The organism is Franconibacter pulveris, assembly GCF_056780215.1.
This window is the reverse complement of sequence record NZ_CM165555.1, coordinates 2435287-2458707: the sequence shown is the minus strand read 5'-3', so window position 1 is coordinate 2458707 and position 23421 is coordinate 2435287. Positions and strand designations below refer to the sequence as shown.

The following is a 23421-nucleotide window of genomic DNA, read 5'->3' as shown; positions in this document are numbered from 1 at the left end:
GAGAGTGTAAAGGGAGGAAGCGGAAAAACCAGCGGCGGGGCGGATATCGCACGCTATTTTATCGAGGTTGCGGCCGGCTCACGTTTTGCGAACCGGCCTGCGGTTTTTACTTCGCGAAGAGGTCCGCGAGGGCCTGACGATCGCGGTCGTTGACGTCCAGCGGGTGGCGATAGCCGATGTTGTCGCAGGCAAGCGCATAGAGCGCCACCAGCCAGTCGTAAACGTAGCGCGTGGCGGCATGCACCGGCTGGTCCGCCAGCCGGGTCAAGCGCTGTCGGCTGCTGGCGACCGGGGCGAAAATCGCCGCGCCTTTATTAATGCGGCTTGCGGGGCGCTGCGCCAGCGGCGTTTCGGCGTAGCCAAGCCAGCTAATGAAATTCGCCAGCGCGGCCTGGCGCTGCGCTTCATCGTTTGCCAGCGCATCGAGCTGCTCGTCAAGCTTCAGCCGGTAGCTGGCGACAGCCAGCGTTTCGCCAAGCCAGCGCAAGGTTGCCGGCTCCAGACCCAGCGCCGCCGCGTTTTCCGGCTGCTGCGCCCAGTGGCGCACATGATTCACCCAACGGCGATGCGGGTTTTGCTCGCTTTTACTCACCTGGCGATCAGGCGCCGGCGCGCTCGCGGTTTCCTCGCCAAAGAGATCAATGCTTTCGCTAAAAATCGCCTGCGTGGTTTCGATAATGCCGGGCGGCGTATCGTCATCAGCGCTTTGCGCGCGCCCGGCAGGCAGCAGTGCTTCCAGCACATCGCCGTGGCGCGAAGCCTGACGCTGCAGCGCGCGCACTTCCTGCTCCGCGCGGCTGCGGGCTTCTTCGCCGCTTTCTGTCCCGAGATAACGCTGAAACAGCGCCTGCGCAGCGGTCGTTAGCGCCGTTTCCAGCGCCGCATGGCGCGCCTGGCGGTTCTCATCGTCAAGCGCTGCGGCAAGCCACTCGACGAGGCGCTGCACGTTGCGGGCGTCCAGCGCCTGCAATGCGCCCCAGCGGGCGCCGGGTTTGCCGAGCAGCCGCTGCACCCCTTCATCAAGGTGCTCACCGCCCTGGAAACGGGCGTCGAAAGGCGTTATCGCCCAGACCAGATTCGGCTGCGTCTGCGTCTGCGTTTGCGTTTGCGGCTGCGTGTCGTCCACCCAGCGACGAAGGGCGCGGGCGGCGGGAATAATCGCGGCGCGCTCAGGGGCGGCGTTGCACACCAGCAGCACGTCCGGCTGCTGGCGCTGACGGTAACAGGTAAGCAGCCACCGCGTTTTGCAGGACGCAAGGCTGTGGTCCGGCTGGGCGCCGGGAATATCAAGCAGATCGGTATCGTGCGGCTGCGTGGCGTCCACCAGCGGCAAGACCAGCTCGCGGGTCAGCAGGGCGAGCGTGGCGACCGGTACGCTTAGCGCAGGCTGTTGGCCGTTCGTCTCAAGCGGGCAGACCTGTACGCGCTCATCCGGGGCGCCGCCCGGCAGCAAAAATCCTTCCGCAGGCAGGGAGAACGCATCCACCAGCAGGCTCAGCGGCGCGGCGACCTCTGGCGCGTTGCCAAGCTGCTCCAGCGCCTGCGCCAGGGCCAGCCACTGCTGGGTCAGCTCCTGGTTTTCTCCCCACAGCAGGGCATAAACGCGCACGCGTTCGTTAAGCGTGAGCGCCGGAAGCAGCGTCGCCAGCTGATGCCAGCTCGCCTCTGTCAGGCTCTGCTGGCGTTTCGGCGTCGTCTCGCGCCAGAAGTCAGCCAGGGCGGCGACATCATCAGCATGCACGACCGGGTGCGCCTGCGGCTGGCAAAGCGCTCGCAGCGGGGCCAGGCGCTGTTGAATCTGGGCGTCCGTCAGCGTGCGCACCGCGCCGTTGGCGTAGTAGTGAGCGATAAAAATCTGCACCAGTTCGCTTTCGCTTAACAGGCGCAACCGCAGCGCAAAACGATCCGGCAAGTCGCCCTCATCGCGGGTAAAGCGGACCGCCATCGCCGTGGCGCTGTTGCCCGGGTTGATATGCGCAAGGTAATCGAGATGCTTGCCACCGGGCGCGACGTTCAGTCGCTCCGGCTGGCTGCTGGCGAGCGTTGAGAGTAAAAACGCTTTGCCCGCGCCGGAGTAGCCGTAAAGCCCCAGCGTGCGCGGGGCGTCGCTGAGGTTCGAAATGGCGTTGGCCTTGCTCTCGAGCTGTTGCAGCCGCGCCAGCAGAGCATCGGCTTCGTCATCCAGCAGCGGCGCGCGCTCGCGGGTGCGCTCAACCCAGTCGGTCAGGGCGCTCAGGGTGCGTGAAGTGAGGTTCTGGCGACTCATTTTAAATAAACGCTCCCGCTGTCTATCCAGTAGTGGCTGCCGCTGCTGCGGCGGTCAGCCAGCGTATTGAGTTTGAAAGTAAGCTGTTCGGTGGGCACCCGCGTGCCGTCGGAAAGCCAGGCTTCCGCCAGGCTGAAGGCTTCCGGCGCGCGGTTTTTACCGCCGCCTGCAAGCTGCAGGCGAACGTTAAGCACGCCGTCGCCGGCTATCGCTTTCGCCAGCTCCGGCGCGTTCACCGACAGGGTATAGAGCGGCGTAGCGGGCCAGCGCACGTTGTCGAGCTGGCGGAAGCCGAGCGTGACGTTGCCGCGCAGCGGGAAGTGCAGGCGGGCGTCGAGCTTCTCGCCGGGGTTATCCAGGTCTATCTCGCTGTACCAGACATTTTCGTCGCTAAGCAGGTTCGCCACGCTGTCGAGCACGCCAAGGTAGCGCACGGTGGAATAGGCGCCGATATCCGCCGCCTTGAAGTTAAAGCGCGGCAGGCGTAAATCCAGCGCCAGCGCGCAGAGCATCGCGCCGACGGCGGCGGTGGCTTTCGGGTTGCCCACGCGGCCATGCTGGCTGAACGGATACCATTCGTGCACTTCGTAATTATCCAGCCAGACAATGCGGTTGACCGGCACCGGCTGAAGGTGGCGGACAAGCGCTTGCACGCCCGGCAGGCAGCCCGGGCGGCCAGTGACCAGTAAGACGTCGCAGGCATAGTGGGTGATAGCTTCGCAAAGCGCATGTAGCGGCGCGCAGAGGCTGAATTTGCCGCCCAGCATCGCCTCCTGCAGCTCGCTGAAGCGGACCTGCAAGGGCACGTCCAGCACCGTGAACGCCGCGGCGTCGCCCGGCAACGCGTGGCCAATGGCCTGGTGCAGATAGTTCAGCACGTTGGCGGTCGGCTTGCGGGTCAGCAGTTCGCCAAGCGTGGCGTGCAGCCCCGCGAGCGGATCGTTAACATCGCTCTCCTGCCAGGCCTGCAAAATGGCGTGGCCCACCGGCATCAGCAGCTGCAGCGCGGTTTGCTGGCGCAAAATCGCCTGCGTATCCATGCGGCCGGAGTCGCCGAACAGGGTGGCCATCAGCGTCACCGCATCCGGCGCGCCCGCCTTTTGCAGGCTCTCCTGCAGGGCGGGCAGCACGCAGCGCTGAATGATATCCAGCAGCAGGTCGTCGCCCGCTACCTTAAACCCTTCGCGAAACAGTAGCTCGGGCGCGATTTTGACGTTGCTGCCAACGCCGTCGTCAAGCCGGTAGTCGGTAATCGCCATGTCGGTAGTGCCGCCGCCGATGTCTATCGAGGCGACGCGAAGCTGGCGGCCCGGCTGTTCTCTGGGCGGGGTTTCGCGGTCCGGGCGGGCGAAGCTTGCGAAAAAGCGCTCGGTCTGGCCGTTGAAGCGCACCATCGCCTCGTTGTAGAGCCAGACCAGCTGGCCGCAACTCGCCTCGTCCCAGTCCATCTGCACCAGCGGCGCGGGCACAAGGCTCTTCTGCTGGCCTTTCGCGGAGGTGAAATCATCATCCTGCGGATGCCAGCCGAGCGCTTTCCAGACCAGCGCGATGGCCTCCTGCATGCGGCGGCGGAATATCTCGCGCTCCTGTTTCGGCATCGCCGAGGGGAGGGTGAGGATAAGCGTGCGCAGCTGGCGCGGCGAATGGGCGTTACCCATGCGCAGACGGCTCGCCACGCTGTTGATCTGGCACAGCGCCTGAGAGAGCAGCTCGCAGAGCATATGGGTCATCAGCGAACTGCGGCTGTACTGCGGCGAAAAGACCGGCAAGCGCTCGTCCGCTGGCAGCTCCCACAGCGGCTGGCCTTCGTCGTTCATCAGGTTCATCAGCGGGAACGCCGTGGCGAGCGGCTCGCGCTGCGTTTTCGGCGTCAGCAGGTTAAAGCGCCAGGCCTGCGAGGCGGGGGTTTCATCCCACAGATAGCGGCGCGGGCTGGAGATGCCGCTGCTGCCGTCGGTGCCGAGGCGCTGCATCGCCAGTTTTCGCGCTTCATCGCCCACGCGCACGATAGAGGGCCAGGTAAAGGCGTCGTCGCGGCCGCTTTCCACGGAGAAGTGCTGTTTGCCAAAACGCGCTTCGGCAAACGACAGGCGGCTGGTGAACATCGGTTCGTTAAGGTATTGCGGTTCGCTGAGCGAACGTACCTGCAACTCCATCGTCTGGCGCAGACCGTCGTTCGCCTCGCCGTGATCTTCGATAATGACGCCGCAGGTGTGCGTGTTGCCAACGTCCAGAATTAAATCCACCGGCACGGCCGGGGCATTAAGGGTGGCGGTAACGATTTTCAGCTCCGGCACGCTTATCTGCTCGCCAAGCATGGTCAGCAGATTCAGCCAGTGGCCCTGATACTCAAAGCCTTTCATGGCGCGGGCCAGCGCCTCTTCGCTGCGCGCGTCGTGCAAGGTGGCGTACTGGGTAAAGGTTTCGCGCAGCCAGCCGTCAACCCAGGTCTGGTCGAGAAAGTCGGCCACTTCGTCATCGCGCCAGGCGAGGGCGAAACGGGTGCCGTTGCGCACGTCGTTTGCCACCGGCGCAAGCTGTCCCTGTTGGCTTTCGTCGCTCTGGATTTGCGTATCGAAAGCCAGCGTCACGCGGTGCGTATGGCCTGCGCTGTCGGGCGTTTCGAGGCGGCGGACCTGCATTCGCGCCCAGTTATCCGGCCCCTGCACAAAGGTGCGCGGCGGGTTGAAGCGCAGCACCGGCAGCGGCAGCCAGACACCGTCCAGCGCCGCCAGCGACTGGCTAAGCGCCAGGGTGCTTTCCGGGCGCACCACCTCAGGCTGACCGCCGTTCGGCGAGGGCAGGGTAAATTTGCCGCCCGCGCTGTCGTAATCCAGGCGCAGCAGCGGGCCGTTGGCGGTTTTACGCACGAAGCGTCCGCCGTGCGGCGCATCCACAGGCGTTACGCCAAAATCTAAAAACTGCACACCGCTGTTTTCAATCAGGGTGACGCTCTGTTTGTAATCACACAGGTTTGCCAGCATAGGATCAGGCGCTCACTTTCTTAAACGTCAGGGGCAGCACGGTCTTCTCATCGTAACGGCCCGTGCACTGGGCTACATCGCGCTCGCCTGCTTTACAGGCCACTTCCGGCACCGGATAGCGGGTGCCGTCGCTGCAGCGGGCGTTGCCCCGGCTTTTGATCATCAGCGTGCCGGACTGGTGCAGCCCGGCGTAAAGCTCGGCGCGACAGCTTACGCCGCCGCGGGTAATGCGCACCGTGCCTTTATTATCGTTAAGTTCATAGCGCAGGGCGGGCGGTTTGCCGGTCACCGGATCGTTGACATCGACGGTAACGCGCCATACGCCATTCAGAAAACGGGTTGAACCAGCTTTCACCTGGCCTGGGTCCATCACCATCAGCGCTTTCGGCGGCTCGGCGGGCGCGGCCTCAGGCTTTGGCGCCTCCTCTGGCGGCGTGATTTGCGCTTGCGCAAGCGGCAGCGCGGCGGTGGGCTGCGGCTGAACCGGCGCTGGCGTTTGCGCCGCTTTTACGGGCGCTGGCGCGTCTGCGGTCTGCAACGGCGCAGGCGCGATCTCCACGGCTTTGATATCGGCGACGGACACCGCAGGTTTCACGGCGCTATCGGTATGCAGCAGTTTCCAGCCTGCAGGCGCGCCGATGGCCAGCGCCACGGCGGCGGCAAGCGGCAGCAGCCACAACGTGCGGCGTTGGCGAACCGGCGCAGGGGCGGCAGCGGCCACCGGCGCGGGTTCAGCGGCGGCAGGTTCCGCGATAAAGGGCGCAGCGGGAGCGGGTTGCGGCGCTACGGGCGCAGGGGCGACAGCCAGCAGCGGCGCATCCGGCTCGCTTAACACGATGCGGGCCGGTTCCGGCTCGTCTTCCGGTTCCTCTGGCAACATCACGATTTCCGGCTCGCGTTCTTCTTCCGCCAGGCAGTCGAGCACATCGTCGCGCACGCTCTGGTTAAGGTTCACAAAGCCCCAGAAGGTGATGACTGGCTTGCCGTCGACCAGGTAAATGTGGTTCGCGGCCGGAAACTGCAAGGCTTTGGCGAGCAGCGCGCCGAATAACTGCTGCGCGGTTTTTTCCGATTGCAGGCAGCGCTGGCTCAGCGCGCGGGCGCTGGCGACGGCGCTCTCCAGCAAGCGCCGGGCGCGACGGCGTTCCTCTTCGTCCGCCGCCGCCCAGCTCATCACCTCGCCTGTTACCGGCGCATACCAGTCTACCCGGTCGCCGTCGTCGTTAAGCTGGGGGATGGCGAGACACGCCTCCAGCGGCTGTTTGCGAAGGCGCAGGGTTTCACGGATTTGCAGCGCGGAGTCAAACACCGCCTGGCCGTTTTCGCCAACGCCCTGGAAGTCATCCAGAAAACCGCTGCGCAATAGAATTTTTGCCACGTCACACTCTCTGCAGAAAAACTTTTTTCACCGCTCCACTTTACCAGGGGCAAGCGCAAGCAAACGGTAAAAGAAAAGCGAAAAGGGGCGAATTCTCGGGCTATTGAACCTTAGGAATTTTCTTGACTTGTGGCGCAAGCGCCTGGCGGTAAAGAGGATAATGGCGAGTTGCGAAGTTTCAGGCTGGAACTGGCGGGGTATTGAGCGAAAACGACTGAAAATGCATAACCAGCCAGTTTTTTGTTATTTGCCAGTGGCATAAGCGTGTGTTGTGATTACCATTCATAATATTTACCTTAATAATAATTGGTGTTTTTATGGCAAAGATGACGACCACTAAGACGCTGCTCGGGCTGCTGCTCGGGGCGGCGCTGCTGCCGACCGCCGCGCAGGCGGCCTCCAGCGACACGATTATCTACTGCTCCGAAGCGTCGCCGGAATCCTTCAACCCGCAGATAGCCAGCTCCGGCCCGACTTTCGTGGCGAGCTCGCAGGTGCTTTATAACCGCCTGGTGACATTCGACCCGAAAACCAACACCCCGGTGCCTTCGCTCGCGACCGAATGGAAAGTGAGCGACGACGGTAAAGTCTGGACCTTTACCCTGCGCCAGGGGGTGAAGTTCAACAGCAATAAATACTTTAAGCCGACGCGCGACTTTAACGCCGACGACGTGATTTTCTCCGTGATGCGCCAGAAAGATCCGAAGCATCCGTATCACAACGTTTCGCAGGGCAACTATGAGTATTTCAACGACGTGGGGCTCGATAAACTCATCACCGACGTGAAAAAGCTCGACGATTACCACGTGCAGTTCACCCTGAGCGAGCCGAACGCCCCATTCCTGGCGGACTGGGGCATGGATTTCGCCTCGATTCTTTCAGCCGAATATGCCGACGCGATGCTGAAAAAGGGCACGCCGGAAAACGTGGATAACTGGCCCATCGGCACCGGGCCTTACGCGCTGCAGCAGTACAAAGCGGACTCCCTGATCCGCTACATCGCTAACCCTAACTACTGGGATGGCGACGTACCGACCAAGCACCTGATTTTCTCTATTACCCCGAGCGTGGAGACCCGCCTCGCCAAACTTAAAACCAACGAGTGCCAGATAATCCCGGCGCCAAGCCCGGTGCAGTTTGCGCAAATCAAAGCGGACAAAAACCTGACGCTGCACAGCGTGGAAGCGCTGAACGTCGGCTATCTCGCGTTCAACACGCAGAAAAAGCCGTTCGACAACGTGCTGGTGCGCCAGGCGCTGAACTACGCGGTGGATAAAAAAGCGATAATCAACGCCGTGTTTATGGGCAGCGGCAGCGTGGCGAAATCGCCCATTCCGCCAAACATGATGGGTTTTAATAAAGATTTGCCAGAGTACGGCTATGACCCGGAAAAAGCGAAGGCGCTGCTGAAGCAGGCGGGGCTGGAGAAGGGATTTGAAACCGATCTCTGGTCGATGCCGGTGCAGCGTCCTTATAACCCTAACTCGCGCCGTATTGCCGAGATGATCCAGAACGACTGGGCGAAGGTGGGCGTGAAGGCGAAAATCGTCAGCTATGAGTGGGGCGAATACCTCTCCGGCCTGCGCAAAGGCGAACACGCCTCCGCGCTGTATGGCTGGATGTCCGACAACGGCGACCCGGATAACTTCGCCGACGTCCTGCTGAGCTGCGACAGCATTCAGAGCGGCTCCAACGCGGCGCGCTGGTGCGACAAAAAATACAGCTCGCTGATTGACCAGGCCAAACGCGAGAGCGACTCCGCTACGCGCGCTAAGCTTTATCAACAGTCGCAGGAGATTTTCTGGCAGCAGGCGCCATGGATACCGTTGGCGAACGGGAAAACCTTCTTCGCTACCCGCAACAATGTCAGCGGCTACACCGTCAGCCTGATGGGTAGCGATTTCTCGAAAGCGAAGCTTAACTGAGGTTCACGCCGCGGCGTGAAGCCGTGGCGCGGGTAAGGAGTTCTCATGTCCCATCTGGATGAAGTAAAAAGCCGCGTCGACGCGGCGATTGGCGAGAGCGTTATCGCCCACATGAATGAACTGCTGGTTGCCCTGAGCGAAGATACGGCGCTCGGGCGCGAAGAACGCTACGAACAGCAGCAGCGGCTGCGTAACGCGATTGCTCACCACGGCCGTCAACACAAAGAGGATCGCGAGCGCGAAGCGGCGGAGCGGGTGGCGGCGTTGACCAAAGGCGGCAGCATAATTTAACGGAGGGAGCATGCATATTGCTTTTCTGGGCCTCGGCGGCATGGGCCAGCCGATGGCGAGCAATCTTTTGAACGCCGGTTATGACGTGACGGTATGGAACCGCTCGCCTGAGCCTGCGCTGAAGCTGGCGGAGCAGGGCGCGACGGTGGCGGCAAGCCCGGCGGATATCGCGTCCGCGACCGTGCTTATTACTATTCTTGCCGACGATATCGCCACCGAACAGGTGGTTTTAGGGCAGGGCGCGCTGGCGGCCCTTGCGCGCGGCGCTATCTGGATCAACATGGCGACCGTATCGGTCGCGTTCACCGAAGAGATGGAAAGACGCGCCCATGAAAAAGGCGTCTCTTACATCGCCGCTCCTGTGCTGGGCCGCGTTGACGTGGCGGCAGCGGGCAACCTGAATATTTTGACCGCAGGCGATGCAGCCCTGCTCGATAACGTGCAGGAGATCTTCGACGTGCTGGGGCAAAAAACCTGGCGCTTCGGCGACAGGCCAGCCCAGGCGGCGACGGTGAAACTGGCGGCGAACTTTATGATAGCGAGCGCCATCGAGGCGATGGGCGAAGCTTCCGCGCTGGTTGAAGCCTATGACGTGGGCAAAGCGGATTTTCTCGGCATGCTTACCAGCACGCTCTTCGCCGCGCCGGCGTACAAAAATTATGGCGCGATGATCGCCGAAGATCGCTACGCGCCGGCAGGCTTTACCATGAAGCTTGGGCTGAAAGATGTGCGTCTCGCCCAGCAGGCGGCGGAAAGCAAAAACGTGCCGATGGGCATCGCCGGCGTGCTGCGCGACAATTACCTTGATGCGCTGGCGCACGGCGACGAAAAGCTCGACTGGGCGGCGCTGGCGACCGTCAGCGCGCGGCGCAGCGGACAGCAGTAACCTTGCGCGCCCGGTTTGCGGCCGGGCGCGGTTAATTACCCTTTCGATTTTAAGCCTCCACGTTGTTTCTCTTTTATTATTCTGAATAGTTGCCTCCACTACCGATAAGCGCTTGCTCCATCTCTGCCCCCCTGTATCCTCGGCCAGAGAATATGAAAAGGCACTGCGGCAAGGAGGCTGTTACGTGGTTAACGCAATAAGCTGGCAGCATCCATTTAATGAAGCATTTGGCGAAGGCATTGTTTTTCGACTCTTTGAAACCGCCGGAATAGCCTATGCGGTTGGATTCGAGCACATTAAGACGATGCACGAGCTTTTAACGAAGGGGGTAGATATTTATCATGCCTGCCCGGATTTCCTCTTCCCTGCGAATGGGGTATGGACCGTAATTTTTGACAGGATAGATCCGCTTACACAACAACTCTACGGATATCAGCACGTTGAGCATACCGGCGTAATGGGTGGGCGAGTTTTGTTTAACGTTGCAAGCATAATTTTTGACCATTACACTGTATCCTGCGCTGCAGCTTATGTTTTTTCGGCAGCGAATGATTGCGAAAATCAACGTAAAACAGATTTAACAGAACTCTATTCCGCCTTGCTCGGTCTGGATGGACATCCTCGTAGCAGGTTATTTCAAAGGTTTGACGGCTGGTGCGCCTGGAGCGATACGGCGATAGGAGGAAGAAGTTATGTCGTCACAACAAAAAGTTATAAGTCCTTATAACGCTTCGGCTGACTGTCTGAAACTCGAAATGGGAAGACGCCTTCAGGCAGTAGCCGGGCAAGCGTTAAAAAACAAACTCGAATCGGGTGAAGTGAAAGTCACAAATGGGCGCGTAGACTTAGGCTCTGAACTGAAAGTTAAGCGTTCTGCTAATCTTCGGGCCAATAACGGCAAGTTATAAAGTTAGTGTAAAGCCCATGCTGGATGGGCTTTATTTTTTAGTCACACCGCATCAAAATTGCCGTCTTGCCACCAGCCAGGCGCCGATAACCAACAAGACCGCGCCCGCCACCGGGCCTGCGAGCGTGCGAAAAGAGAGGCCGTGGCTGCGTACAATATCTAAAACCAGGCCGCCTATCAGCTGGCTTGCGACCAGCACCGCGATAGTGGTGGCCGCCCCCACGTACTGATAGCCGCTAATGCTGGCGAACACAAAAAATGACCCCAGCAGCCCCGGGATCAGCGTCCACCAGCGCACCGTCGCAACCAGCTCGCTAAAGCCGGCCAGCCCATTTCTGAACAGCAAAATGGTGGTGAACAATACGATGCCGACCAGCGAGTTCAGCAACATGGCGATAAGAATGGTCGACGCGGACTGGGTGATGCGCACCATAATCGTGTTTTGCACCACCAGCCCGATGCCTGCGGCGGTAAGGAACAGCAGGGTTAAGGAGGCGTTCATGGCAACAGGTCCGGCTCGCTTCGGTTATCGAGTTGCAGTTGCATAAACGTGAGATCCAGCCAGCGGCCAAATTTAGTGCCGACCTGCGGCATCTGCGCGGTAATGGTAAAACCGAGCTTATGGTGCAGGGCGATGGAGGCGGCATTCTGCGACTCGATACCCGCCACCATCACATGTTTGCCAATCTGTCGCGCCTCGACGATAAGGTGTTCCATCAGCGCCCGGCCAATCCCTTTCCCGTGGTGTTCAGGGTGAACATAGACGGAATGCTCGACGGTATGGCGAAAACCATCAAACGCGCGCCAGTCGCCAAACGAGGCGTAGCCCACCACAAGGTTGTTTTCCTGCGCTACCAGCACCGGATAACCGGCATTGCCGCGCTGATAAAACCAGGCGAGACGGTTTTCCGTGTCGACCGTGGTGTCGTTCCAGATAGCGGCGGTATGCACCACCGCATAGTTAAAAATATCGGCAATTGCGGCGCAGTCTTCTGCAGTGGCGCGGCGGATTATCATCGTTGAACCTCAGCGTTCGTACACTATAATGTTCAGCTATGAATAATATCATCGACACATTAAGTCAACGGATTGGTGAGCGCATTCGCACGGAACGCGAGACGCGCGGCTGGTCGCAAAGCGAGCTTGCCGAGCGGGCAGGGGTTTCCCGCGCCATGATCCATAAAATCGAACGCGGCGACAGCAGCCCGACCGCCACGCTGCTGGGGCGCCTGTCCGGCGCGTTCGGGCTGAGCATGTCAACGCTGATTGCCCGGGCGGAAATGCAGGAAGGCAAGCTGTTGCGCTTTAACGATCAACCCGTCTGGCGGGACCCGCAAAGCCACTACCTGCGCCGGCACGTCTCGCCGCGCTCCGACCTGCCGCTTGATCTGGTGCAGGTGGAATTGCCCGCAGGCAGCGACATTCCGATGCCCGCGTCCGCTTACGCCTTCGCCCGCCAGCTTATCTGGGTGCAGTCAGGCGAACTGGTGTTTGTGGAAGGCGAGGCGCGCCATCAGATGCAGACGGGAGATTGCCTTGAGCTGGGGCCGCCTAACGAATGCCACTTCATCAATGAGAGCGAAAGCCCCTGTGTTTACCTTGTTGTGCGGCTTAACAACGCCGCGCCCTGAGGATGTTCTACTATTGGGACAGGTCTTGTCATCAGGAGAGCATTATGAGTCAACAACAAAACCGTCGCTGGGTGCTGGCTTCCCGTCCCCACGGCGCGCCGGTTGCGGAAAACTTTCGTCTTGAAGAGGACGCGATCGCCGAGCCAGGCGAAGGACAGGTGCTGCTGCGCAACGTCTACCTTTCGCTCGACCCGTATATGCGCGGGCGTATGAGCGACGAACCTTCTTATTCCCCGCCGGTGCAGATTGATGAAGTCATGGTCGGCGGCACTATCGCGCGGGTAGAAAAATCGCTGCACCCGGACTTTTCCGAAGGCGACTGGGTGGTGGGCTATGGCGGCTGGCAGGATTACTGCATCGCCAGCGGCAAAGAGCTCACGCCGCTTGGCAAGCAGCCGGAAAATCCCTCGTGGTATCTTGGCGTGCTGGGCATGCCGGGCTTTACCGCTTACATGGGGCTGCTGGATATCGGCAACCCGAAACAGGGCGAAACGCTGGTGGTCGCCGCCGCCACCGGTCCGGTGGGTGCGACGGTAGGACAGATAGGCAAGCTGAAAGGCTGTCGGGTGGTGGGCGTTGCGGGCGGCGAAGAGAAGTGTCGCCATGCGGTGGAAAACCTGGGCTTTGACGATTGTATCGACCACCGTGCCGAAGATTTTGCCAGGAAGCTAAAACAGGCCTGCCCAAACGGCATTGACGTTTATTTTGAAAACGTGGGCGGCAACGTCTTCGACGCCGTTCTGCCGCTGCTTAACACCGCAGCCCGCGTCCCGGTCTGCGGTCTGGTGTCGGGCTATAACGCCACCGATTTACCGCCAGGCCCTGACCGGCTGCCGCTGTTGATGGGGACCATCCTGAAAAAACGCATCCGCATGCAAGGCTTTATTATTAATCAGGATTACGGCCATCGTATCGAAGAGTTTCGCCACGCCATGGAACCATGGGTGAAAGAAGGCAAAATTCACTATCGCGAGCAGGTGGTGGAGGGGCTTGAAAACGCGCCGCAAGCCTTTATCGGCCTGCTGCAGGGGAAAAACTTCGGCAAGCTGGTTATCCGTATTGACGGTGAAGAGGCGTAACCGGGAGGCGGCGGCTCCCGCCGCCTTGATTTCTCACCCGGGCGCCGTTAAAAGCAGAGCAGCCAGTCGCGCAGCGAGCGTTGAAAACGCGCCAGCCCTTTTAGGGTAATAAATTCATTTACGCCGCAGGCGTTGCCGCCGCTGCCGAGACCGCCCATCACAAACGCCGGAGCGACAGGCGCGAAGGCGCTGGCAGGCGCGCACTCCGGCGACCAGGGCCAGATCTGCGCCCGCGCCTGCTGCTGTTGGTAGCTCATCAGCAGCTCCATCACCCCCGGTTCCTCCGCGCTAAAGCGCATACCCGGATAGCTTTCGCCGCAATGAAGCTCTGCGCCGACAAGGTCCGGCAGCATCAGCCGCTCGCGCAAACGCGCCAGTAAGGCTTGCGGGTCGCTGCCCGGCGGCGTGCGCAGCGTAAACGCCGCACAGGCTTCAGGCGCGATAACGCCCTGCCCGCCAGGGGTGGTTTTCAGTTCGCTTATCGTCAGCACCGCGCTGCCAAGCAGGTGCGCCAACGCTTCATAAGCGCTGGCGTTCAGCGCGAGGCGCGCGTTCTCGCCCAGGTGCGCGTCAGGGTTAAACTGCTGCGCCAGTTCATCGAGCCATTCAGCCGCTTCCACATCCAGCGGGCGCGTTTCCAGCACGCCGTTGGCCTGCGCCGGCGCGATGGCGTTCAACGCCTCAACAAGCCGCCAGGCGGGGCTGGCGACCCAGGCGGCGTGGCTTGCGTCAATCGCCGAGCGCGGGCCGCCCCAGTCGCCACCCTTAACCCGTACCGCGCCCTGCGTCATGCCGGTAAAGCCGAGATAAACCCGCGGAGCGCCGTCTTCCTGCTCGCAAAAAGAGGGGAAAAGCACCGCTTCGGCGGGCGGGATGGGGCAGGAAGCTTGCGCAAGATAGCGGCGCAGCGTAGCGCTGCCGCAGGCCTGCTCGCCTTCCAGCACAATCTCCAGGTTCACATGCAACAGCCCGTTTTGCCAGAGTTCGCGCACGGTCATTAACATGCCAGCCAGCGGCCCTTTATGCTTTTGCGCGCCGCGGGCGATAAACACGTCGCCCCATTGCGGCCAGTGACGCACGCCGCCCAGAAAAGGATCCACCTCCCAGCCTTCGGGCGCGGCGGGCGCCACGTCGTAACGGTTGTAGAGCACCACGGTCACCGCCGCGCCTGCGTCAATACGGACGTGCACCAGCGGCGGTGAGGTTAGCGGCTGGTCTGCAACCGGCAACACGACGCGCGCCTCCACCTCATCCACCAGCCATTGCTCAAGCCAGGCGGCCACATCGCGTTGGCGGGCGGGCTCGCTCGCTACGCTGCGCCACGGCGTCAGGCTCTCCAGCAGTTCAAGCGTCAGGTCAAGGGTAGGATGGGGCAGGCCGGTCATAAACGGATCCTCGGTTTCAGTACAAAATGGTTCACATATAAACGTGCTGATCGCGGCGATCAGCAACGCCAGCGGGCTAACCTACGCCCGCGTAAAACGGCAGTTCTGCTGTGGCTGTCATCTCCTGTGGCCTGTTTAATCGCGTCCGTTCGCGCGCCGCGTAAGGGTGTAAAGGTATTGCCACCGGGACGGAGGGTCAAATTTCATTTCATCTGAAACCGCCTGTTCGCCTCGGACAGCCGCCGTTCGCCGTCGCTAACGCGGCGAAAGTTTCCTATTTTTCGCTGCGTCTGAAATAAGGTCTTTTCTGATAAACACCGGAGATTACAGGTTTTCGTGCAAATTCTGTAACAACGACTTTACTTACATAAACTGGCGTAACGACATAAGCCGGACAGGAATTCGTGCGAAATGGCAATAAGGCGACCGAATGAGACGCGCCAGGCGGCTTATCGCGCGCGGAGCGGAGTACGCAGTATGCCGGACCGACAGCATACATTAGCAGCGGATAAGTAAACCCGGCGGCAACGGTAAAGGCAAAAAGCGAAGAAACATCACCCTGTGTTTGCGGCCTGCACCTGTTACAAGTGGTTATTTTTAAAGGTTATGCTATGCAATCCGGCGTCGCTACAGCAGTATGTCTCACCAGGATAGATCGTGCTTGTTATATGGCAAATAAGACGGTTAAGCCTGCTAATACTAAGAAAAATTGAAGATAGGAAATAAACATGCTTGATCTGGAAAAAGCGCAACGCATGAGTCTCACCATGCAGGTTGAAGTTAAACTTAAAAACGCGCTGATCGTCGGCAGCTTGCGTCCTGGAGCGCGCCTGGTGACCAAAGAGATTGCCGACCAGCTCGGCACCAGCATTACGCCCGTGCGCGAAGCGCTGTTGCGTCTGGTCTCCTGCGGCGCGCTTAACGCCACGCCGGCGCAGGCGTTTATGGTGCCGGAAATGAGCCTTGAGCGTTACGAAGAGATAAGCCAGATCCGCAAGAACCTGGAAAGTATGGCGGTGGAAGCGGCTATTCCGCGTCTTTCGCGCGGCCAGCTGGCGTCGCTGCGGGAAGTGTACCAGCGCTTTCACGCCGCGAAACTGGCGGGCAACGTAGAAGAGGCGCTGCATACTAACCACCTGTTTCGTTTTCAGCTTTACGCCTGCGCGGAGATGCCTACGCTGCTGGACCTGATAGAACAACTCTGGGTGCGCATCGGCCCCTGCTTTAATTTTCTCTACCCCCAGTCGCCTGACTATGTGAAAAAGCATCACGACTACGATGACCTGCTGGCGGCGCTGGAGGAGGGCGATACCGAGCGCAGCGTGCAGGCGATCCATTACGCTATCGACGACGCCACCTATATTCTCAAAAAGCAATATTTCGCCTGACGCTCCGCGGTTAGCCAATTTTTCGCTAACGACTGTTGAAATGATTGTTTCCCTTTGCGCCTCCCCGACGCTTTACTGGTTGTCAACACATCAGAAACAGGAGGAGGCGATGGCTTTATTATCCGCACAGACCTCGCGCAGGCTGACCCGGCGCATACGCCGCGCCGCCCGGGCGTTGCTGCTGCCTCGCAGCAGTAACGACAGCACCCGTATGCTCGAATCTTTTATTCCCACAGGGCATCTCTATGGCATTGATTTCGGCAATATCGATCCGGTCTGGTATCGCAATCGATAGCGCGTTGCGACGCGGGATCCGGCTGCGCTACTGGAACGAACTGTGCGCGGCGGCAAAAGGGCCTTTCTCCGACGGCGTCTGACGACGCTTTCGGGCGAAAGGCCTTTTTTTCACCGCTTTGCACGAAAGATACTCAATAATCCGGCCACGCAACCGATAACCTTTCCAGGCGCTAAAAAGCGTCCGCACAATAACAAGGAGAGGCAGGATGGCTGGTCTGGTATCCCGATTACGAAATATCCGCATCGCGCGCAAGCTGTCGCTGGGTTTCGGCCTGGTGCTGCTGCTGGTGGCGTTAGCCACGGCGCTGAGCGTGGTTCGCTTCATGGCGATCCGCGACGTCTATCAAAAAACCAACCTGGTTTATGAAATCAACATTGAAATCTTTCAGGCCAAAATTAATCGCCTGAAATACTTCTACAGCGGCGACGATAAAGCCCGCCAGACCATGGCGAACTATGTTCAGCACGCCCGCGAGCTGACCGCAGGCGCGCAGGCGCTCTCCTGGGCTGCGGATGAAAAAACAATCATCAACGACATCGACCGCGCGCTGGCGGCGTTCGACAGCAGCATTGTTGCGATGGCGAAAGCGACGGATGCGCTGAACGACGTGCGGGCGTCGCTGGATGAGATGACCTCGAAAGAAGAGGCTGAGCGCTTCGGTCAGCTTATCCGCACGCCGGTCGCCGACCCGGCGCAGTCCTTTAAAATTTATGATCTGCTGTTTGCTATCAGCAGCGTGCGCGACCACGCCCTGGCGCTGCGCCTCGGCGGCAATGAAGCCGCGCGCCAGGGGCTGGAGCAGAGCTACAATGCGGCGCAAACGCAGCTTAACACCCTGATGAGCGAGCTGGACCCGTCGCTGCAGGCGCCGTTCCAGGCCTTATGGAGCGACACCACGCGCTATCGCGATCTCAGCACGCGTTACTATGAAGGCTGGAGCCAGCTGAAAGCGGCGGAAGACACGGTGAAAACCGCAGGCGACCAGAGCAGCGCGGCCATCAAGCAAATTATCGCCCAGGTGAAAGCCCAGAACGACGAACTGGCGTATAACTCTTCCACGACCGCCATTATCATCGGCGCGCTGGCTATCCTGTTTGGCCTGCTGGTGGCGGTTTACATTATCCGTCAGATAACCCGTCCGCTGACGCATAACCTGGCGCTGGCGGAGCGCATCGCCAGCGGCGATCTGAGCTCAGACATTAAAACCGATCGCAAAGACGAGCTGGGTCAGCTTACCCAGGCGATGGGCGGTATGAACGCCCGCCTGCGGGCTATCATCGGCGATGTGCGCCAGAGCGTCTCCCTCGTTTCCAGCGCCGCCAGCGATATCGCCACCGGCAACAGCGATCTCTCTTCGCGCACCGAGCAGCAGGCGGCAGCGGTAGTGCAGACCGCCGCCAGCATGGAGCAACTGACCGCCACGGTGAAAAACAACGCCGACAACGCCCGCCACGCCAGTAAAATCGCCGCAGAGGCGTCGCAAACCGCGAGCCAGGGCGGCGACGTGGTGCGCGATGTGGTGAAAACCATGGGCGACATCTCCGCCAGCTCGCAGAAAATTGCGGATATCACCGCGGTGATTAACAGCATCGCCTTCCAGACCAACATCCTGGCGCTTAACGCCGCGGTGGAAGCGGCGCGTGCCGGCGAGCAGGGGCGCGGTTTCGCGGTGGTGGCGAGCGAAGTCAGAAGCCTTGCGAGCCGCAGCTCGCAGGCGGCGAAAGACATCGCCGTGCTGATTGATGAATCGGTCAATCGCATCAAAACCGGCAGCGAACGCGCCGCCCGCGCGGGCGAAACCATCGAGAAGGTGGTGAGTTCCGTCACCCGGGTGAACGACATTATGGGCGAAATCTCTTCCGCCTCCGAAGAGCAGAGCCGCGGCATTGAGCAGATCTCCCGCGCCGTGAGCGAACTGGACGCCACTACCCAGCAGAATGCGCAACTGGTGATGGCCTCGTCCACTTCTGCCCAGGCGCTGGAAGAGCAGGCGAGCCTGCTGGCGCAACGGGTGGCGACATTCCGTCTGGCGGAAAACGACGCGGCGGCCAGGCCTGCGCGCGCGCCAGCGCCGCAAAGCCGCCCGACGGCCCCGCAGCCTGCGGCGAAACGCGCCGCTACGCTGGATGAGGGCTGGACGACCTTCTGATCTGCCCGCCACTAAAAACGCCCGGTTCGCCGGGCGTTTTTTTCTGTTTTTTCCGCTCGCGGCGTCGCGGTTGTCCGGGGCGCGACGTCCCCTCCTGTACTAAGCTTTTGTTACCTTCAATAAATCAGGATAACGACATGACAAAAAACGCCTTTGTCGCTGTCGTGACCGGCGGAAGTTCAGGCGTCGGACGCGCGACGGCAGACTATTTTGCGGCTTCAGGCTATGACGTCGCGGTCATTGCCCGGGGAGAACAGGGTATTGCGGATACGGTAAAGGAGCTTGAGCGCCACGGCGGCAGGGCGCTCGGCGTCAGCGCCGACGTGGCCGACCCACAACAGATAAGCAACGCGGCCCAGCGCGTGGAAGAGGAGCTTGGCCCCATCGCGGTCTGGATAAACTGCGCGATGACCACGGTGCTGGCGCCGGTGGAAGAGATGAGCGCCGATGAGTATCGCCGCGTAACCGAAGTGACCTATCTGGGCACCGTCAACGGCACGCGCGCGGCGCTGCGCTACATGCAGGAGCGCAACAGCGGCACCATTGTGCAGGTCGGCTCCGCGCTGGCGCTGCGCTCTATTCCGCTGCAATCCGCCTACTGCGGCGCGAAAGCGGCGGTGCGCGCCTTCACCGATTCACTGCGCTGCGAGTTGCTGCATCAAAAGAGCGGCGTGCGGCTAACCATGGTGCAGTTGCCGGCGGTTAACACCACCCAGTTCAACTGGGCGCGTAATAAATTTCATCACCGGATGCAGCCCGTGGCGCCGGTCTATCAGCCGGAAGTGGCGGCAAGAGCGATTTATAACGCCGCCGTGGCGCGGCTTATGCCCCGCGAAGTCTGGCTTGGCAAAAGCACTATCATGTCCATTGTCGGCAATATGTTTTTCCCCGGCCTGCTGGACCGTATGCTGGCGAAAAAAGCCTGGCAGGGGCAGCTTACGGATGAGATAGAACCGGCAATGCGTGACGATTATCTGTTCCGCCCGCTGGAGAACGGGCACCAGGCCCATGGACGGTTCGACCGCCAGGCCCGCGCAAAAGCGATATCGGTAGATTCACGGATAATGGGCGTGGCGGCGGTGGCGGTAGTCGGGCTGGTGCTGCGCGGGCTTTGCCGCCGCCGTTAACTTAGCGCAGGCGCAGCCAGCGGTAGCCGTGGCCGTTTAGCGCCAGTTCACGGGAAACTGGCGGATATTCCTCGTCCGCCAGGATTTCCACCGCCTCTTGCAGATTTACCTCCCCCAGCTCTACGACAACCGGCTCAGCGCTCAGGTTGGCGAACATCAGCGTGGCGTAGCCATCGCCCTGATAGCGCGCGGCGAAAACGCTCTGCTGCGGCACGGTGAAGGGGTGATAATGGTGGTAACAGACTTCCGGCAGCGTGCGCCAGGTTTCAGCAATGCGGCGGATGCGATGCAGCAGCGAGTCTTCCCGCGCCAGCTGCTCCTCTACGTTGATTCTCTGATATCCAAACGGCCCGTCCGTAATGAGCGGCGAGACGAGGTTCTCGGGACGGGCGGTGGAAAAGCCGGCGCCGGGCGCCGCGCTCCACTGCATCGGCGAGCGCACCGATTCGCGCTCCGGCTGGTTCAGGTTATCCCCCATGCCTGTCTCCGCGCCATAGCGAACAGCAGGCGTGCCGGGCAGCGCAAAGAGCAGGGCGTGGGCCAGCGCCTGGTGGCGCTCGTCGCCTTCAAGCATCGGCGCCAGACGGCGGCGGATGCCACGCCCGTAAATGCGCATATTCTCGTCGGGAGCATATTTATCCATGACGAAGTTAAAATCTTCTTCGCTAAGATCTTCCATGTCCAGTTCGTCATGGTTGCGCAGCCAGAAGCAGTAGCCGCCATGCTCCGGCGGCAGCGGCAGCTCGTTGAGCGCGGCGACCAGCGGCTGCGCGTTTTCCCGCGCCAGCGCCAGAAAGATATTTTTGTTGATCCAGAAATTAAGCAGGGTGGTAAGACGGTCGCCGTCGCCGAAATAGTGGGTGAACTCGTCAACGTTAACGTCCACCTCACCCAGCAGCATCAGCTCCGGACGGTGACGTTCCAGCAGGTCGTGGACGTGGTTGAAAAAACGGTAGCCCTTTTCTTTATCGCCGCTGCCCGCCTGTTCCACCATGTGCGATGCGGCATCGATGCGAAAACCCGCCACGCCTTTTTCCACCCAATGTTCGAGAATGCGGTCAACCTCATGCAGCACGTGCGGATTGGCGAGGTTAAGGTCCGGCTCGTGGTGATAAAAGAGATGACGGTAATGGCTTTGCGCCTCGTCGTCCCAGTGCCAGATATGCGGCTCCACGGTGGGAAACATCGGTTTGGGCTCATCCGGACCGCCGTTTTTCGACCACAGGTAGTAGTCCCGATAGGGGCCGCTTTCGTTTTTACGCGCTTCCTGAAACCAGTAGTGGGTGTCAGAGGTGTGCTGCGCCACCAGTTCGATAATCACCCGCATATCCCGCTTGCGCGCTTCGGCCAGCAGCCAGTCGATATCCTCCGGCTCGCCAAGGCGCGGCTCGATGGAGAGATGGTCTTCTACGTCGTAGCCGTTATCCCGCCGGGGCGAGACATAAAAAGGCGTGAGCCACAGCGCCGTGACGCCGAGCGAGGCAATGTAATCAAGCTTCTGGATAATGCCGCGAATATCGCCCCAGCCGTCGCCGTTGCTGTCATAAAAGCGGCTGGGATCTATCTGATATATCACTGCGTTCTGGTGCCAGACGCGCCCCATAAGCGGCTCCTTCACAATAAAAGAGGGAAGGTTTCAGTATAGGCGGTGCTGTGAACCAGGCAGGGAAGAGGGGGAGCGACTGAACTTTCTTTACGGCCGTTTTCGCCGCGATTTCGTGAGCTGTACACCATGTGGACACAGATCTGTACAGAAAAACGGCACATTAAATCACATTTATTTAACTTTCTATTTGCACAATGTACCATTTGATACAATTCTGAATCTCACCCTGACGCTGTGAGAGATCAACATGCAACGTTCAATTGCGACCGTTTCTGTCTCCGGTACGCTGCCGGAGAAACTTAACGCCATTGCCGCCGCCGGGTTCGACGGCGTGGAGATTTTTGAAAACGACCTCCTTTATTACCCCGGCTCGCCCGCCGAGGTGCGCCAGATGTGCGCCGACCTGGGGCTTGCCATCACGCTGTTCCAGCCGTTTCGCGATTTCGAAGGCATGTCGCGCCAGCAATTCGCCGCCAACCTGGAGCGCGCGCGCCGCAAGTTCGACCTGATGCAGCAGCTGGGCTGCGACAAAATGCTGCTGTGCAGCAACGTGTCGCCGCACACCTCGTCGAGCTTTGATTTGCAGGTCAGCGATCTCGCGGAGATCGCCGCGCTGGCGCAGCAGTTTGCAATAGAAGTGGGCTACGAAGCGCTGGCCTGGGGCACACACGTAAACCGTTTTCGCGACGCCTGGGCGCGGGTGAAGGCGGTAGACAGCCCGGCGCTCGGCATCGTGCTCGACAGTTTCCATATCCTTGCGCGCGGCGACCGGCTCGGCGCCATGGAAGATATTCCGGTTGAGAAAATCACCTTTCTGCAGCTTGCCGACGCGCCGCTGATGAAAATGGACGTGCTGGAGTGGAGCCGCCATTTCCGCTGCTTCCCGGGCCAGGGCGAGCTGCCGCTGGCGGAGTTCGCCCGCGACCTCACCGCCAAAGGCTACCGCGGCCCCTGGTCGCTGGAGATTTTCAACGACGGCTTTCGCGCGTTTCCCACCGCGCCCACGGCCAAAGACGGCTACCGCTCGCTGCTCTGGCTTGAGGAGCAGACCCGCAAGCGTCTGCCGCAGAGCGATGCGCCGCTCTTTTCCTCAGCGCCGCTCGCCCGCTACGACGGCGTGGAGTTTATCGAATTCGCCGCAAGCGATGACGATGCTTGCGCCCTTGGCGCGGCGTTGCGCCCGCTCGGTTTTGCGCAGGCGGGCGAGCATCGCTCGAAAAAGGTTGAGCTGTGGCGCAACGGCGGGGCCAACGTCATTATCAACCACCAGCCCCACAGCTGGGCGGATAACTTCTACCAGCGCCACGGCGTGTCGCTTTGCGCACAGGCCTGGCGGGTGAAGGGCGCGGCGCAACTGCTTAAGCGGGCGCAGGATTATGGCTATCCGCTCTGGCAGGAGGCGCACGGGCCGGACGAGCGCGAGCTGCCCGCTATTTGCGCCCCCGACGGCAGCCTTATCTACTTGATTGAATCGGCGGGCGAAGAGGGCTGGCGCGCCGATTTTCATCTGCAACCGACGCCGAATAAAGATTTCACCGGTGTCGACCATCTGGCGCTCGGCCTGCCGGAAGGCAGCCGCGATAACTGGGTGATGTTCTTTCGCTCGGTGTTCGGTTTTGAGCTCGACAGCGAGTACAGCCTGCCGGACCCGTATGGGCTGGTGCGCAGCCAGGTGCTGCACAGCCCGTGCCGCACGATCCGGCTGCCGCTCAATATGTCCCAGAGCCGCGATACGCAGATTGCCCGCTCGGTGGCGAGTTATCAGGGCAGCGGGCTTCAGCACGTCGCGTTCGCCGCGAACGATCTGCTGACTACCGTGACGCGGCTGGAAGCGCAGGGTATGCAGCCGCTCCCGGTGCCGGCCAACTATTACGACGACCTGCTGGCGCGCTACGGCGAGAGCGGCGGGCTGCTGGCGACGCTGCCTGCGCTGCAGGCGCTTTACGAGCGCGACGATGGCGGCAACGCGTTTTTGCATATCTACACGCCGCCGTTTCGCGAGGGGCGCTTTTTCTTTGAGATAGTGGAGCGTAAAGGAGATTACCAGCAATACGGCGCAAGCAATGCCGCCGTTCGGCTTGCCGCCATGCAAACACATCAGTAGCATAACCCGCCGTGGAC

19 protein-coding genes are annotated in these 23421 nt (G+C 60.7%); 12 read left to right on the top strand and 7 right to left on the bottom strand.

What is annotated here, in order from left to right; all coding sequences use genetic code 11:
- Positions 1-106: 106 nt before the first annotated feature.
- Genes ACU4F7_RS11605 through ACU4F7_RS11595 form a run of 3 tightly spaced genes read right to left on the bottom strand, consistent with a single transcriptional unit; the run spans position 107 to position 6628 of the window.
- The gene (locus tag ACU4F7_RS11605) at positions 107-2266 is read right to left on the bottom strand and encodes a virulence factor SrfC family protein (RefSeq protein ID WP_481636948.1); all 2160 of its coding nucleotides are present in this window, start codon (positions 2264-2266) and stop codon (positions 107-109) included.
- Positions 2263-5250, bottom strand: coding sequence for a virulence factor SrfB (locus ACU4F7_RS11600; protein WP_481636947.1), 2988 nt, complete (start codon positions 5248-5250; stop codon positions 2263-2265). Before ACU4F7_RS11600 ends, ACU4F7_RS11605 begins: the two co-directional genes overlap by 4 nt.
- 4 nt (positions 5251-5254) lie before the next feature.
- Positions 5255-6628: an SrfA family protein gene (locus ACU4F7_RS11595; protein WP_481636946.1), complete on the bottom strand. Its 1374-nt coding sequence runs from the start codon at positions 6626-6628 to the stop codon at positions 5255-5257.
- A gap of 326 nt (positions 6629-6954) precedes the next feature.
- On the opposite strand from ACU4F7_RS11595, the gene ACU4F7_RS11590 reads away from it, so the two are divergent.
- From ACU4F7_RS11590 to ACU4F7_RS11570, 5 genes are all read left to right on the top strand, one after another.
- Positions 6955-8553, top strand: a complete 1599-nt coding sequence (locus tag ACU4F7_RS11590; protein WP_481636945.1) for an ABC transporter substrate-binding protein — start codon at positions 6955-6957, stop codon at positions 8551-8553.
- Positions 8554-8598: 45 nt separating this feature from the next.
- Positions 8599-8844, top strand: a complete 246-nt coding sequence (locus ACU4F7_RS11585; RefSeq protein ID WP_029591674.1) for a DUF2526 family protein — start codon at positions 8599-8601, stop codon at positions 8842-8844.
- A 10-nt stretch (positions 8845-8854) separates the two neighbouring features.
- Complete coding sequence (locus ACU4F7_RS11580; RefSeq protein WP_029591675.1) at positions 8855-9730, top strand: NAD(P)-dependent oxidoreductase; 876 nt, start codon at positions 8855-8857, stop codon at positions 9728-9730.
- Between the two features lie 184 nt (positions 9731-9914).
- On the top strand, positions 9915-10457 hold the full coding sequence (locus tag ACU4F7_RS11575; RefSeq protein ID WP_481636944.1) for a hypothetical protein: 543 nt from the start codon (positions 9915-9917) through the stop codon (positions 10455-10457).
- Positions 10423-10638 carry a hypothetical protein gene (locus ACU4F7_RS11570; RefSeq protein ID WP_481636943.1) on the top strand — a complete coding sequence of 72 codons (216 nt, stop codon included), beginning with the start codon at positions 10423-10425 and terminating at the stop codon, positions 10636-10638. Before ACU4F7_RS11575 ends, ACU4F7_RS11570 begins: the two co-directional genes overlap by 35 nt.
- Positions 10639-10689: 51 nt before the next feature.
- On the opposite strand, the gene ACU4F7_RS11565 is transcribed toward ACU4F7_RS11570, so the two are convergent.
- Entirely contained in the window at positions 10690-11139 is a 450-nt protein-coding gene (locus tag ACU4F7_RS11565; RefSeq protein ID WP_029591678.1) for a DMT family transporter, read from the bottom strand.
- Positions 11136-11654: a GNAT family N-acetyltransferase gene (locus tag ACU4F7_RS11560; protein ID WP_247365292.1), complete on the bottom strand. Its 519-nt coding sequence runs from the start codon at positions 11652-11654 to the stop codon at positions 11136-11138. Before ACU4F7_RS11560 ends, ACU4F7_RS11565 begins: the two co-directional genes overlap by 4 nt.
- 38 nt (positions 11655-11692) lie before the next feature.
- On the opposite strand from ACU4F7_RS11560, the gene ACU4F7_RS11555 reads away from it, so the two are divergent.
- Together ACU4F7_RS11555 and ACU4F7_RS11550 are read left to right on the top strand one after the other, a co-directional pair.
- The gene (locus tag ACU4F7_RS11555; RefSeq protein WP_029591680.1) at positions 11693-12268 is read left to right on the top strand and encodes a helix-turn-helix domain-containing protein; all 576 of its coding nucleotides are present in this window, start codon (positions 11693-11695) and stop codon (positions 12266-12268) included.
- Between the two features lie 44 nt (positions 12269-12312).
- Positions 12313-13347 carry an NADP-dependent oxidoreductase gene (locus ACU4F7_RS11550; protein ID WP_029591681.1) on the top strand — a complete coding sequence of 345 codons (1035 nt, stop codon included), beginning with the start codon at positions 12313-12315 and terminating at the stop codon, positions 13345-13347.
- A gap of 47 nt (positions 13348-13394) precedes the next feature.
- On the opposite strand, the gene ACU4F7_RS11545 is transcribed toward ACU4F7_RS11550, so the two are convergent.
- Positions 13395-14732, bottom strand: a complete 1338-nt coding sequence (locus tag ACU4F7_RS11545) for a M20/M25/M40 family metallo-hydrolase (protein WP_029591682.1) — start codon at positions 14730-14732, stop codon at positions 13395-13397.
- 728 nt (positions 14733-15460) lie between these two features.
- Here ACU4F7_RS11545 and ACU4F7_RS11540 point away from each other — a divergent pair.
- The 4 genes from ACU4F7_RS11540 to ACU4F7_RS11525 all read left to right on the top strand — a co-directional run bounded on the left by ACU4F7_RS11540 (position 15461) and on the right by ACU4F7_RS11525 (position 19694).
- A complete protein-coding gene (locus ACU4F7_RS11540) occupies positions 15461-16120 on the top strand; it encodes a GntR family transcriptional regulator (RefSeq protein ID WP_481636942.1) in 660 nt (219 codons plus the stop codon).
- 109 nt (positions 16121-16229) lie between these two features.
- The gene (locus tag ACU4F7_RS11535; RefSeq protein ID WP_029591684.1) at positions 16230-16415 is read left to right on the top strand and encodes a hypothetical protein; all 186 of its coding nucleotides are present in this window, start codon (positions 16230-16232) and stop codon (positions 16413-16415) included.
- 208 nt (positions 16416-16623) lie between these two features.
- Positions 16624-18567 carry a methyl-accepting chemotaxis protein gene (locus ACU4F7_RS11530; RefSeq protein WP_481636941.1) on the top strand — a complete coding sequence of 648 codons (1944 nt, stop codon included), beginning with the start codon at positions 16624-16626 and terminating at the stop codon, positions 18565-18567.
- Positions 18568-18704: 137 nt separating this feature from the next.
- The gene (locus ACU4F7_RS11525) at positions 18705-19694 is read left to right on the top strand and encodes an SDR family oxidoreductase (RefSeq protein ID WP_481636940.1); all 990 of its coding nucleotides are present in this window, start codon (positions 18705-18707) and stop codon (positions 19692-19694) included.
- Position 19695: 1 nt separating this feature from the next.
- On the opposite strand, the gene ACU4F7_RS11520 is transcribed toward ACU4F7_RS11525, so the two are convergent.
- Positions 19696-21297 carry an alpha-amylase family protein gene (locus ACU4F7_RS11520; RefSeq protein WP_481636939.1) on the bottom strand — a complete coding sequence of 534 codons (1602 nt, stop codon included), beginning with the start codon at positions 21295-21297 and terminating at the stop codon, positions 19696-19698.
- A gap of 250 nt (positions 21298-21547) precedes the next feature.
- Here ACU4F7_RS11520 and ACU4F7_RS11515 point away from each other — a divergent pair, with 250 nt between their 5' ends.
- Positions 21548-23404 (top strand): bifunctional sugar phosphate isomerase/epimerase/4-hydroxyphenylpyruvate dioxygenase family protein, encoded by a 1857-nt coding sequence (locus tag ACU4F7_RS11515; RefSeq protein ID WP_481636938.1) that lies wholly within the window; start codon positions 21548-21550, stop codon positions 23402-23404.
- Positions 23405-23421 lie beyond the last annotated feature (17 nt).